At 56.9% G+C, this 13,043-nt stretch carries 15 protein-coding genes; 14 read left to right on the forward strand and 1 reads right to left on the reverse strand.

The window, feature by feature from the left end; translation table 11 throughout:
• Nucleotides 1-115: 115 nt before the first annotated feature.
• Nucleotides 116-844, reverse strand: a complete 729-nt coding sequence (locus EQM14_RS05910; protein ID WP_128742087.1) for an NAD-dependent protein deacylase — start codon at nt 842-844, stop codon at nt 116-118.
• Between the two features lie 690 nt (nt 845-1,534).
• Between EQM14_RS05910 and EQM14_RS05915 the strand changes: the two genes are divergently transcribed.
• The 14 genes from EQM14_RS05915 (at nt 1,535) to EQM14_RS05980 (ending at nt 12,979) form a co-directional block, all read left to right on the forward strand.
• Nucleotides 1,535-2,167 carry a manganese efflux pump MntP gene (locus EQM14_RS05915; protein ID WP_128742088.1) on the forward strand — a complete coding sequence of 211 codons (633 nt, stop codon included), beginning with the start codon at nt 1,535-1,537 and terminating at the stop codon, nt 2,165-2,167.
• Between the two features lie 247 nt (nt 2,168-2,414).
• The gene (locus tag EQM14_RS05920) at nt 2,415-2,876 is read left to right on the forward strand and encodes a MarR family winged helix-turn-helix transcriptional regulator (protein WP_164918981.1); all 462 of its coding nucleotides are present in this window, start codon (nt 2,415-2,417) and stop codon (nt 2,874-2,876) included.
• Nucleotides 2,877-3,839 carry a beta-ketoacyl-ACP synthase III gene (locus EQM14_RS05925; RefSeq protein WP_128742090.1) on the forward strand — a complete coding sequence of 321 codons (963 nt, stop codon included), beginning with the start codon at nt 2,877-2,879 and terminating at the stop codon, nt 3,837-3,839.
• A gap of 18 nt (nt 3,840-3,857) precedes the next feature.
• The gene (locus EQM14_RS05930; protein WP_128742091.1) at nt 3,858-4,079 is read left to right on the forward strand and encodes an acyl carrier protein; all 222 of its coding nucleotides are present in this window, start codon (nt 3,858-3,860) and stop codon (nt 4,077-4,079) included.
• A gap of 4 nt (nt 4,080-4,083) precedes the next feature.
• A complete protein-coding gene (locus EQM14_RS05935; protein WP_128742092.1) occupies nt 4,084-5,031 on the forward strand; it encodes a nitronate monooxygenase in 948 nt (315 codons plus the stop codon).
• A complete protein-coding gene (locus EQM14_RS05940) occupies nt 5,019-5,948 on the forward strand; it encodes an ACP S-malonyltransferase (protein ID WP_128742093.1) in 930 nt (309 codons plus the stop codon). The genes EQM14_RS05935 and EQM14_RS05940 overlap by 13 nt, the downstream gene beginning before the upstream one ends.
• Complete coding sequence (gene fabG, locus EQM14_RS05945) at nt 5,935-6,675, forward strand: 3-oxoacyl-[acyl-carrier-protein] reductase (RefSeq protein ID WP_128742094.1); 741 nt, start codon at nt 5,935-5,937, stop codon at nt 6,673-6,675. Before EQM14_RS05940 ends, fabG begins: the two co-directional genes overlap by 14 nt.
• Nucleotides 6,676-6,697: 22 nt before the next feature.
• A complete protein-coding gene (locus EQM14_RS05950) occupies nt 6,698-7,831 on the forward strand; it encodes an NAD(P)H-dependent flavin oxidoreductase (protein ID WP_128742095.1) in 1,134 nt (377 codons plus the stop codon).
• 3 nt (nt 7,832-7,834) lie between these two features.
• Entirely contained in the window at nt 7,835-9,076 is a 1,242-nt protein-coding gene (fabF, locus tag EQM14_RS05955) for a beta-ketoacyl-ACP synthase II (protein WP_128742096.1), read from the forward strand.
• Nucleotides 9,073-9,504, forward strand: coding sequence for an acetyl-CoA carboxylase biotin carboxyl carrier protein (gene accB / locus EQM14_RS05960; protein ID WP_128742097.1), 432 nt, complete (start codon nt 9,073-9,075; stop codon nt 9,502-9,504). The genes fabF and accB overlap by 4 nt, the downstream gene beginning before the upstream one ends.
• A gap of 62 nt (nt 9,505-9,566) precedes the next feature.
• Nucleotides 9,567-10,013, forward strand: a complete 447-nt coding sequence (locus EQM14_RS05965) for a 3-hydroxyacyl-ACP dehydratase FabZ family protein (RefSeq protein WP_128742098.1) — start codon at nt 9,567-9,569, stop codon at nt 10,011-10,013.
• Nucleotides 9,995-11,335: an acetyl-CoA carboxylase biotin carboxylase subunit gene (gene accC / locus EQM14_RS05970; protein ID WP_128742099.1), complete on the forward strand. Its 1,341-nt coding sequence runs from the start codon at nt 9,995-9,997 to the stop codon at nt 11,333-11,335. Before EQM14_RS05965 ends, accC begins: the two co-directional genes overlap by 19 nt.
• On the forward strand, nt 11,332-12,213 hold the full coding sequence (gene accD, locus EQM14_RS05975; RefSeq protein WP_128742100.1) for an acetyl-CoA carboxylase, carboxyltransferase subunit beta: 882 nt from the start codon (nt 11,332-11,334) through the stop codon (nt 12,211-12,213). The genes accC and accD overlap by 4 nt, the downstream gene beginning before the upstream one ends.
• Nucleotides 12,200-12,979, forward strand: a complete 780-nt coding sequence (locus EQM14_RS05980) for an acetyl-CoA carboxylase carboxyltransferase subunit alpha (RefSeq protein WP_128742101.1) — start codon at nt 12,200-12,202, stop codon at nt 12,977-12,979. Before accD ends, EQM14_RS05980 begins: the two co-directional genes overlap by 14 nt.
• Nucleotides 12,980-13,043: the final 64 nt, after the last annotated feature.

Raw genomic sequence — 13,043 nt, forward strand, 5'->3', positions numbered from 1 at the left:
GGAGAAGACATAAAACCGTTTTATCAAAAAAGTGAAATCAAGCGCATGAGCCGCTGACTGACCATGAAATGCCCCGATGTCCGCAAACAAGCGGACATCGGGGCATGATTTTCTGTCAGCCGACGGAAACTTTGATTTGGCCAAGAATTTCGCCGATACTGCCGCGCAGGGCAAGGTCTGCTTTTGCATCCATCGGCGTAGTGGTTTTATTGATCAATACCAGGCGGTGGCCCTTATAATAGTCGATGAGTCCGGCGGCAGGATAAACGGCCAGCGAGGTTCCTCCGATCATCAGCATGTCTGCGCGGCGAATGGCGTCCACAGCACCGTAAAGAGTGTCTTGATCCAGTCCTTCTTCGTAAAGAACGACATCCGGCTTGATCACGCCTCCGCAGGAGCAAGTGGGGATTCCAGAGCTTTGCAGCATGAATTCCGCGTCATAAAGCCTGTGGCAGCGCTGGCAGTAATTGCGGTGAACGGAACCGTGAAGCTCATAGACCGTTTTGCTCCCAGCTTTCTGATGGAGGCCGTCGATGTTCTGCGTCACCACTGCGGAAAGCTTTCCGGCTTGCTCCAGCTCCGCCAGTTTTTTGTGTGCGGGGTTCGGCTGCGCGTCGAGATAAAGCATTTTGTTTCTGTAGAAATCAAAAAACTCCTTCGGATGGGTTTCGTAAAAGCCATGGCTGAGCATCACTTCGGGCGGGTAATTGTAATGCTGGTTGTACAGCCCGTCCACGCTGCGGAAATCGGGAATCCCGCTTTCCGTCGAAACACCCGCACCGCCGAAAAAAACAATACGGCTGCTTGCGTCGATCATCTGCTGAAGTTGTTCCGTGTCCGTCATAAACCATCCCTCCAAAGCATTTGCCGGCTTTTTCTTTTATCTTATTCGCAAATGAGGGAAAAAGCAAGCGGAATCAGCAAGAAAATTCCACCCTGCCGCAGTTCTGTGATCCTGCGTTGGCGAGTTTCGCAATGTCCGTTTTCAGGGGTTCTATCCGCTTCGGAATCCTGGCTTTTCGTTCGTCCTGGCAGCTTAACGCTGTTCCTTTTGCGTTTCCGAGGGTTTCCAATTCCGGGGTTCTCCCGTTACGGCACCTCAAACACGCCGATACAGTTGAAAAAGATCCTGCGCGATTTTGCCGTTTGCCCTTTCGGCATGATGCTTGATGTGATCAATCGGTTTTGCCACCATCCGTTGTGAAAGTTCCCGGGCGTCGGTGCATTTACGGAAAGCGGTGTTCTACTGCCCTGTTTTGGCGTCTTCTCGCTTTGGCTTGACCTTTACAGAAAATCATGATATACTTATTATAAATTGAAAATACCCGTGAGGGAGTAGTTAGCGCAAATGTGCGCGGCAAGTCAACATACTGATCGTCAACGGTCTGGCTTGTCTTAAAAGACGAGACTCATGTATAACTTTTACAGCTATACATGGCCTTTTTTTATTGTGGTTAAAGCCCAAGTATACGCTCGTATGAGTGCTGCTTGGGTTTTTCTTTTGCAAATCACACTTTGTAAGGGAGAATATGTCATGAATCTATTGGAACTATTCCTCATCGCTGTCGGGCTTTCAATGGATGCTTTTGCCGTAGCCGTTTGTTTCGGGCTGACCATGCCTAAGGCAACCGTTAGAAAATCGTTGGTTGTCGGCATGTATTTTGGCTTTTTTCAGGCGATTATGCCGCTTATCGGGTATATGCTTGCCACACAATTTGCCGATAAGATAATCACTTTCGATCATTGGATCGCATTCACCCTGCTCTGTTTTATTGGCGGTAGAATGATTGCGGAAAGCTTTAAAAAAGAAGGATGTGCAGACAGGGAATGTCCTGCTGAAATATGCACGGACAGGGAATGTCCCGGCGGAGAGCGCCCAAATAGGAGGGAAGCCTCCTTGAGACCTGCTGAAATGCTGCCTCTTTCACTTGCCACAAGCATTGACGCGTTGGCGGTAGGCGTATCATTTGCTTTTCTTGATGTTAATATTGCCCCGGCGGTTTTATACATTGGAATCGTCACACTCATTTTGTCTATGATAGGTGTGAAAATCGGCAATATATTCGGCATGAAATTCAAATCGAAAGCCGAGCTTGCCGGCGGCATGATACTGGTTTTAATTGGTTTGAAAATTTTGCTTGAACATATGGGGATCATCAGACTTTAAAATAAAGGGATTCAGCCTTCAGCTAATTCGAACCAGCATTCTTGATATAAAACGGGGCGGGGAACTGAGGCGGTTTGCCGCCGCTCCCGCTCTTTATAGTTCCGCCGCTGCCGTGTCAGACAGGATGGGGCCGAACCATTCCGCTTTCTCTTTGCGGGCATCAAAGAGGAATCAGGGCTTGACAAATTCAGGATGCCGTGATATAAACTTAGATAATCAAACTAATTAGACGGGAGGGGGAACGATCGTGCTGGACTCGTTTGAAAAAGATCTCAACGAACTTCTGGTGGATACGTTCCGCTCTATCCTCAAAGTGGAGGAAGATACGCTCAGAAGCACAAAGATCGACCTTTCCATCAGCGAACTGCATCTTCTGGAAGCCGTCGGGAAAAACCGGGAGCAGGGCAGAACCATCAGTGAACTCGCGCAGGAACTCGACATCACGCTTCCTTCTGTCACCGTGGCGATCAACAAGCTTTTAAAAAAAGGGTATGTCCAAAAGAAAAAAAGCGGCGAGGATGCCCGGATGGTGTATGTTATCCTGACCAAGCAGGGAAGCAAGGTCGATCATGCGCACCGCTATTTTCACCGGCAGATGGTGCGCCAGGTCAGTTCGGGATTTTCCGAAGAGGAAAAGCAGATATTGGCGAGGGGAATTTTCAAATTGGATGCGTTCTTTAAGAGGAAGAGCGCGGAAATGGAGAAATAGATGAGTTTTACAATCGCCGGGACCGGAAGCTGCCTGCCCGCGTTATCCGTCGGCAACGATGCTTTCACCAAATTCGTGGATACGAGCGACGAATGGATTTCCACGCGCACGGGGATCCGCAAGAGACATTTCGTCAAAGGGGAGAGCCAGCGGGGCATTGCGGCACAGGCTTCACGGCTGGCTTTGGAGGACGCGGGCCTTTCTGCCGGCGAGCTGGATCTGATCCTGTGTGCGACGGTGCAGGGAGAGGATATCTCGCCGTCCCTCGCCTGTATGGTGCAGCAGGATCTCGGCGCGGGCTGTCCCTCCTTTGATCTGAACGCCGGCTGCACGGGGTTTCTCTATGCGCTGCACGCCGCCGCCGCTTACTTTCGTTCCGGAATGGCCCGCCGTATTCTGATTGTCTGCGCGGAACAGCTTTCGCGTTTTATCGATTGGGAGGATCGGAGCACCTGTGTGCTGTTCGGAGACGGCGCTGGTGCGGTCGTCCTGTCCGAAGGCGACTCTCTGCTCGGCATACGGGTTGGCGCCCGCGGCCAGAGGGAGAACCTGAACATTCCGGGGGAGGGGATTTCCGGCCCGTTCTGGGACGGGGAGAAGAAAGAACACTGCATCCGCATGAATGGGAGCGAGATTTTTAAATTTGCGGTGACCGCCGTCCAGCATGAGATCGAAGCAGCCGTTCGGGAAGCGGGAATCAGCGCGGACGGCGTGGATTATTTTCTGCTTCACCAGGCAAACGGCCGCATCATCGACTCGGCCCGGACACGGCTGCGTCAGCCAGAGGCAAAATTTCCAGTCAACTACGCGGAGTGCGGCAACACCTCCTCGGCGAGCATCCCGATCCTGCTTGACGGCCTGAACCGGAGCCGCCGCTTGAAAAAAGGGGACACCCTGCTTTTTTGTGCGTTCGGCGCGGGACTGACCTGGGGTTCCTGCATCGTCCGCTGGGATAAAAATTAATTACTGGAGGAAATTCAAATGGTATTTGAAAAAGTGGCACAGATTTTGGCAGAGCACAAGGAAATCGACGTTTCCGCCGTCAAACCGGAAAGCACGCTGGAAGAGCTTGGGCTCGATTCGCTCGACACGGTCGACCTGATCATGCAGTTCGAGGACGAATTCGATGTTTCGCTCGAGATGGATGAAAAGCTCAAGACAGTTGGAGACATCGTGAAACTGATTGAAGAAAAAATGGGGTAATGCCATGATACACACACCGCTTTGCGAACTTTTGGGGATCCGCTACCCCATCCTTCAAGGGGGGATGGCGTGGATCGCGGACGCCTCGCTGGCTTCGGCGGTATCGAACGCCGGCGGCCTCGGGATCATTTCGGCCATGAATGCCAGCGACGAATGGCTCAGGACGGAAATCAGAAAAGCCAGGACCATGACGGACCGGCCGTTCGGCGTCAACATCATGCTGCAAAGCCCGTTTGCGGAGCAGGTTGCCCGCGTTGCGGCGGAGGAAAGGGTCGCCGTCGTGACGACGGGTGCGGGCGACCCCGCCCGCTATATGGAAGAGTGGGGCAAAGCGGGCATCCGCGTGCTTCCGGTCGTCGCTTCCACGGCCGTCGCGCGGCATGTGGAGCGCGCGGGGGCGGCCGCAGTCATCGCGGAGGGAGGAGAATCCGGCGGACACGTCGGGGACCTGACGACAATGGTGCTGGTCCCTCAGGTGTGCGACTGTGTCCATGTTCCGGTTATCGCGGCGGGGGGCATCGCAGACGGCCGCGGCATCGCGGCCTCGATCATGCTCGGCGCGGTCGGCGTGCAGGTTGGCACTCGCTTTTTAGTGGCTAAGGAGTGCACTGTGCACCAAAACTATAAAAACCGCATTTTAAAGGCCAAAGATATCGGCACGGTCACGACGGGCAAACGCCTCGGACACCCGGTGCGCTGCCTGAAAAATGCCTTTTCGCGCGACTTCCTCGCGAAGGAGTACGACCCCGAAACGAACGTGAAGGAGATCGAGGCCCTTGGAGTCGGCGCACTGCGCCTTGCCGCCCGCGAAGGCGATGAGAAAAACGGCTGCTTTATGGCGGGACAGTCGGCGGCCCTGGTGACGAAGGAACAGCCCGCAGAAGAGATCATAACGGAGATGTTCGAGGAAGCGGAAGCAATTCTGCGCGGGGGAACGAGATGGGTCGGCTAGCGGTCATCTTTGCAGGCCAGGGCGCGCAGCGCCCCGGTATGGGAAAAAAGCTTTATGAAACCTCCCCGGCCGCTCGTTCCGTCTTTGAAACGGCGGAACGCGTCCGTCCGGGAACCCTTCGCCAATGCTTTGAAGGGACAAAGCAGGAGCTTTCTCAAACGGAGAACACACAGCCCTGCGTCTTTGCTGTCGACCTGGCCTGTGCCGCGGCGCTGCGGGAATCCGGCGTCGATGCAAGCGGAGCGGCCGGCTTTTCGCTGGGGGAAATCGCGGCCCTCGCCTTCACGGGAATTCTCTCCGATGAAGATGCGTTCCGCCTGGTCTGCAGGCGCGCGGAGCTGATGGGGCAGTGTTCCCGGAAGCGGCCCGGCGCGATGGCGGCGCTTCTGGGGCTGGGGACAACCCGGGCGGAAAGCATCTGCAAAGAGGCCGGCGTCTGGCCGGTAAACTACAACTGCCCGGGCCAGCTTGTGGCGGCCGGGGAGGCGGAAGCGGTTTCCGCGCTTTGCACGTTGGCGGCGCAGACGGGAGGAAAAGCCGTCCGGCTCGCCGTTTCCGGAGCGTTTCATTCCCCGCTGATGTCGGAGGCGTCCGACGGGCTTGCAGAGGAACTGAAGCGGTATTCCCTGAAGAAGCCCGCGATGCCGCTCTATTCCAATGTGACGGCGGAACCTTATGGGTCGGACGCGGCGGATCTGATCGCACGTCAGGTGAAAAGCCCCGTGCTTTGGCAGAAGACAATAGAAAACATGGCTGCGGCCGGTTTTGACACGTTTGTGGAGGCCGGACCCGGGACCACGCTGTGTGGGCTGATCCGCAGAATTCTGCCGCATGGGAACGCTTTCCACGCGGAGGACCCGGAAAGCCTTGAGCAGACGGTCCGGCAGATCATGGAGGAAAATCATGTTAAAGAATAAAACAGCGGTGATTACCGGTGCTTCCGGAGGGATTGGTGGGGAAATCGCCCTTCGGTTCGCGGAGCAGGGAGCCGATATCGCAGCGATTTATTCCGGAAACCGCGAAGCGGCGGAAGAACTCTGCGAACGGATCCGCGCGCTGGGACGGAAGGCGTCTTCTTTCCGCTGCGACGTTTCCTGTTCCGACGATGTAAAAGATACGGTCAAACGGATTCAGTGCGATTTCGGCGGAATCGATATTTTGGTCAACAACGCCGGAATTACCAGGGACCTTCTGGTTCCGCAGATGAAGGACGAGGATTTCGATCGCGTACTGGATGTGAATCTGAAGGGCGCGTTTCATATGATCCGCCAGACGTATATGATCTTTGCCCGGAGACGGGCGGGCAGGATCATTAACATTTCATCGGCTTCCGGGCTGACCGGAAGCGTTGGGCAGGCGAATTATTCCTCCGCCAAGGCCGGGCTGATCGGGCTGACCAAATCGGTTGCCCGGGAACTTGCCGGACGGAACGTGACCTGTAACGCGATCGCACCCGGACTGATCGATACCTCGATGACCCGAGAGATGAACCGGGAGGCAAAAGAGAATATTCTGAAAGCCATTCCGATGAGGCGGATCGGGGAGGCGGGCGATGTCGCGAATCTCGCGCTTTTCCTTGCTTCGGACCTCGCGGGGTACATCACCGGCGAGGTGATTCGGGTGGACGGCGGCCTCTGCATGTGAGGCCGCCGGGAAAGGAGCATTCATGGCGGATTGGACGGGAACCGGTTTTCATATCGGGGAACTGAAGATAAAGGCGCCTGTGGTCCAGGGCGGAATGGGAATCGGGATTTCCATGAGCGGCCTTGCTTCCGCAGTGGCAAACGAAGGCGGCGTCGGGGTGATTTCAGCGGCCGGCGTCGGGGTAATGGCCGGCGGCAGCGGAAAGCTGTCGGAAGACCGCGCCGGGCTCCGGGCGGAAATCGCCAGGGCACGGTCTGGAACAAAGGGCGTTCTCGGCGTCAACATCATGGTCGCGCTGACCAACTTTGAGGAAATGGCGCGCACGGCGATGGAAGAAAAAATCGACCTGATCTTCGCGGGCGCGGGCCTGCCTCTGAGGCTCCCCGAATTCCGCCCGGAAGGATGCGGAACAAAGCTGGTGCCGATCGTGTCCTCCGCCCGGGCGGCGGACCAGATCTCCAGGTGGTGGTTCAAACGTTACCGGTATCTCCCGGATGCCTTTGTGGTGGAAGGTCCCAAAGCGGGAGGACACCTCGGCTTTCATCCGGAGCAGATCGACGACCCGGATTACCGGCTGGAAAAAATCATCCCGGAGGTCGTGGCCGCGGTAAGGCCTTATGAGAGGACCGCGGGCCGGAATATTCCGGTCATTGCAGCCGGAGGAATTTTTACCGGCGAAGATATTTATCGTTTTTTAGAGTTGGGCGCTTCCGCGGTACAGATGGCGACGCGGTTCGTCGTTACGGAGGAATGCGACGCCGATCCGCGGTTCAAGGAAGCCTTTGTCAACTGCCGTGAAGAAGACATTGAAATCATCAAGAGCCCGGTCGGAATGCCGGGAAGAGCCATCAAAAATGATTTTCTGGCAAGCGCGGCGGCGGGAGGCAAAAGGCCGAAGTTCTGCCCTTATCACTGCATTACCTCCTGCCGCCAGGAAAAGGGAGCCTACTGCATTACCGACGCGCTGGTGAACGCCTGCAGGGGAAACCTGGAGAGCGGGTTTGTCTTTATCGGGGCGAACGGAGGCAGAGTCCACGAGATCACAACGGTGCATGGGCTGATGGAGGAGCTTGCCGAAGAGTATCAGAAGGCGGTTCTCCGTGGACAGGAGTTGAACACAAAATCAGAGGTTCCGCTTGCCGGAAAAGGAGTCTGAACGATGAGAAGAGTAGCCGTAACGGGGCTCGGCGTGGTTTCCCCGGTCGGGAACAGCGTGAAAGAGTTCTGGAATAGCCTGACCGCCGGAAGATGCGGAGTCGGGTTCATTACAAAGTTTGACACGACGGATTATAAGGTAAAAGTTGCCGCGGAAGTCAAGAATTTTGACCCCGCCTGCTGCATGTCGAAAAGCGAGGTCCGGAAAACGGACCTGTTTTCTCAGTACGCCCTGGCGGCGGCGGACCAGGCGATGAGCGACAGCGGCCTGACCGGAATCGATCCGCGCAGGCTGGGCGTCTATGTCGGCTCCGGCATCGGCGGCATCCATACCATTGAAGAAGAGACGGAAAAGCTTTTCAGCAAGGGCCCGTCGAGGATCTCGCCTTATTTTATTCCGAAAATGATCGGCAACATGGCGGCGGGCAATATCGCCATCCGGTATAACGCGCAGGGACCCTGCCTGCCGGTTGTCACGGCGTGCGCAACGTCCTCGCACACGGTCGGGGAAGCATTCCGCGCGATCCGGTACGGATATGCGGACGCGATTCTCGCCGGAGGAGCGGAGGCTTCCGTCCTGCCGCTCGCGGTAGCCGGGTTTATCAACTGCATGGCCCTTTCAACGAAAAACGACCCTTTGAACAGCTCCTTGCCGTTCGATAAACGGAGGGACGGTTTTGTCATCGGGGAAGGCGCGGGCATTCTGGTCCTTGAGGAGTACGAACACGCGGTTTCCCGCGGTGCGAAGATTTATGCGGAAGTCACCGGCTACGGCAACACCTGCGACGCATATCATCCGACGGCGCCCCATCCGGAAGCCCGAGGCGGTGCGGAAGCGATCCGGCTGGCGGCGGAGGAATCCGGCATCGGGGAGACGGACGTCCTTTACATCAACGCCCACGGTACCGGAACGCCGCTCAACGACAAAACGGAGACGCTCGCGATCAAGAAGGCCCTGCCCGATCTGGCGCGGAAGGCGTACATCAGTTCCACCAAGTCGATGACGGGGCATATGCTCGGGGCGGCCGGCGCGGTTGAAGCGATTGCCTCCGTTCTGGCGCTTTCCACCGGTACGGTTCCGCCGACGATCGGGTACCGGGACCCGGACCCGGACTGCGACCTGAATTATGTTCCGAATCAGGCAGTACAGGCGCATCCGAATTGTGCCGTCTCCATCTCTCTCGGGTTCGGCGGGCACAACGCCTGCGTCGCGTTTCGAAAAGAAGGAAAGGTGGGTCCGGCATGATGGAATTGGAACAGGTTCGCGCGCTGGCGGGAATCCTGAAAGAAAACGGCCTGAGCGCCCTTGAACTGAGCTGCGGCGAGGATCATATCAGGCTGGAAAAGCAGCCGGCCTCGATTTCTCAGGCTTCTGCGGCGGCGATTCCGACCGTGCAGTCCGCACCTGCCGGAGGCAGAGAGAGGGCGGCGGATCAAAATTGCCAGGAGATCAAGTCGCCGATGGTCGGTGTGTTTTACGCCGCGCCGTCGCCGGACGCGGAGCCGTTTGTAAAGGCCGGGAGCCGTGTAAAAAAAGGCGACGTTCTCTGCGTCATTGAGGCGATGAAGCTGATGAACGAGGTCAACGCGGAACAGGACGGGACAATTCTTGAAATCTGCGTAAAGAACGGCGATGTTGTCGAGTACGGGCAGACGCTCTTCCAATTTGCATAACCGGCGGGTTGGAAAAAATTTCACAGGAGAAAATTCAGCCGCGAGGCGGAACGGAGGATCCTATGAATCGTGATGAATTGATGAAGATAATGCCGCACAGACCGCCGATGCTCCTGATTGACGAAGCGGAAAAGGGTGCGGACGGCAAGGCGCACGGGGTCTATACGGTTCGGGGAGACGAGTGGTTCTTGCAGGGGCATTTCCCGGGAATGCCGATCGTTCCCGGCGTGATCCAGTGTGAGATGCTGGCGCAGACCTGCTGTGTTCTGATTGACGATTCGTCCGGGCCAGTGACCCCGATGTTTGCGGGAATCGACAAAGCCCGGTTCAGAGGCAGTATCCTGCCGGGGGACCGGATTGAAATGGTCTGTGAAATTGTCAGGAAAAAGGGCCCGTTCTTTTTTGCGAAAGGGTCCGGCTTCGTAAACGGAAAGCTCTGCGTCAGCGGGGAATTCTCGTTTGCCTTGGTCAGGACGGGGGGAGAGTCATCTTGTTTTCCAAAATCCTGATTGCGAACCGCGGCGAGATCGCCGTTCGGGTAATCCGTGCCTGCCGGGAGATGGGGATCTCCACCGTTGCGGTTTATTCGGAAGCCGACCGGGATGCGCTGCACGTCAGTCTTGCGGATGAATGCTACTGCATCGGCCCGGCGCGCGCGAAAGACAGCTATCTGAACATGAGCGCCATCCTGTCCGCCGCCGCCGTAAGCGGGGCGCAGGCGATCCATCCGGGCTACGGGCTTTTGTCGGAAAACGCGGAGTTTGCGCGGCTGTGCGCAAAATGCGGCGTTTCGTTCATCGGTCCCTCTCCGGAAGTCCTTTCTAAAATGGGCGACAAGGATGAGGCAAAACGCACCATGAAAGCCGCGTCGGTTCCCGTGATCCCAGGCTCCGGGCTGGTGGAAAATCCGGACGGCGCGAAACTGGCCGCCGCTGAGATCGGATATCCCTTGCTTGTGAAGGCACGCGCCGGGGGCGGCGGGCGCGGGATCCGGCTGATCCGGGCTGAAAAGGAACTCGACCGCGCTTTGTCCCAGGCCTCTGAAGAGGCGGAAAGCGCGTTCGGGGACGGCGGGATGTATCTGGAAAAATACATGACCGGCGTCAAACATATTGAAATGCAGGTCCTGTGCGATACGCTCGGAAATATTGTCTGCCTTGGGGAACGGGACTGCTCCATGCAGAGAAAAAACCAGAAGGTACTGGAGGAAAGCCCGTCTCCGGCGGTTTCATCGCAGCAAAGGGAGGAGCTTTCCAAGCTGTGCGAACGCGCCATGCGCGCGGTCGGCTACACCGGCGCAGGAACGGTTGAATTCCTGATGGACCGGGACGGCCGCTTTTATTTTATGGAGATGAACACGCGCCTTCAGGTGGAACACCCTGTTACCGAAATGGTGACGGGAATCGATCTGGTCAAATGGCAGATCCGGATTGCCTCCGGACTCCCTCTGGATTTTACGTCCAAGGATATCCCGCTGTGCGGCCACGCGATCGAGTGCCGGATCAACGCGGAAAATCCCAAAGAGAATTTCCGCCCCGGGTGTGGAAAAATCACGCTGCTTCACATTCCGGGAGGTCCGTCTGTCCGGTTTGACACCGCTCTGTATCCGGACTATGTGGTCACGCCTTTTTATGATTCCATGATCGGCAAGCTGATTGTCCAGGCGAAGACGCGGGAAGAGGCCGTGCGCAAGATGCAGGCCGCCCTGTGCGAACTGGTGGTCGAAGGGGTGGACCAGAACGTGGAATTCCTTCTGGAGCTGTTGCAGGAGGACGCCTTTCAGTCCGGACGATACACCACATCCACTCTGACCGAACGGGGGAGACTATGATTCACAGAGGAATTTTCAAGCGTCCGAGAAACGGGCTGGAGGGAGAGATCGAACGGGACAGAACCCCGGGACCGTCCGTCCCGGAAAATATGTGCGTGACCTGCCCGTCCTGCCGGAAGCTTCTGTTTCGGGACGCGCTTGCGGAGAACAGCTATGTTTGCCCGCGCTGCGGCTGGCACTTTCGGATCGTTGCGCGCCGGCGGATTGCCCTGATTTCAGACGAGGGCACATTCTGTGAGCAAAACGCTGATGTTGCCTCCCAAAATCCACTGGGCTTTCCGGGATACGACGAAAAATTGGAACAGGCGCGTCACCCGGAGGCGAACAAAGATGAGGTTGTCTGCGGCACCTGCCGGATCGGCGGATTCCCCTGCTGCGTTTTTGCGATGGAGCCTTCCTTTATGATGGGAAGCATGGGGACGGCGGTTGGTGAAAAGATCACCCGGCTGTTCGAGTATGCGCTGAAGCGCCGGCTTCCCGTCGTCGGTTTCACCGTTTCCGGAGGAGCCCGGATGCAGGAAGGGATTCTTGCTTTGATGCAGATGGCGAAGACCAGCGGGGCGGTTCGGCGGCATAGCGACGCCGGACTTCTTTATATTGCGGTTTTGACCAATCCGACAACGGGCGGCGTGACCGCCAGCTTCGCGATGGAGGCCGATATTATTCTGGCGGAACCCGGAGCACTGATCGGTTTCGCCGGGCCGCGCGTGATCGAGCAGACGATTCGGCAGAAGCTGCCGCAGGGATTCCAGCGCGCGGAGTTTCTGCTGGAAAAGGGCTTTGTCGATCAGATATCCAATCGCAAGACGCAAAAACGGCTGCTTGCCAGGCTGCTGGAATTCCACGCGGGAGGCGCGAATACGGATGAATGCCTATGAAAAATTGCTTGCGGCCAGAGCGGACGGCCGCGCGACCGCCAAGGATTACATTGGGAGGTTGTTTTATAATTTCACCGAGATGCATGGCGACCGGCGGTTCGGGGATGATCCCGCGGTGATCGCCGGGATCGGAATGCTCGGAAGAATTCCGGTTACGGTGATCGGCATTGAAAAAGGGCACGGCACGAAGGAAAGGGTCGCCCGGAATTTTGGCTCGGCGCATCCGGAAGGGTATCGGAAGGCTTTGCGCCAGATGCGGCTTGCGGAAAAGTTCGGACGCCCCGTCGTCTGTTTTGTGGATACCTCCGGGGCATACTGCGGGATCGGCGCGGAGGAACGAGGCCAGGGCCAGGCGATTGCGGAGAATCTGACGGAACTGATGGGCCTTAGGGTCCCCGTGATTTCCATCCTGATCGGAGAGGGAGGCAGCGGAGGTGCCCTGGCCCTGGCGGTTGCCGATGAGGTCTGGATGCTGGAAAACGCCGTGTATTCGGTGATTTCACCGGAAGGGTGCGCGAGCATTTTATGGAAGGATCCCGCACGGGTGAGGGACGCGGCGGAATATCTGAAAATAACGGCCCAGGATTTGCTGGCTCTGCATGTGATCGACCGGATCGTACCGGAGGGACTTGGTTTTTCCAAGACCTGTGCCTTTTTAAAAATACAGCTGATTCGGACTCTGACTCACAGCCGGGAACTTGGCGCGGAAGAGCTTCTGAATCTCAGATATGAAAGATTTCGAAAAATCGGAAACTTTGAAAATTAAATTGAGACCGGCGTGGCAAGGCCGAAAAAAGGCCCCGAAGATCATCTCGATCGTTCGGGGCCTT

This window comes from Caproiciproducens sp. NJN-50 (assembly GCF_004103755.1).
In the GTDB taxonomy this organism is placed as follows: domain Bacteria; phylum Bacillota; class Clostridia; order Oscillospirales; family Acutalibacteraceae; genus Caproicibacter.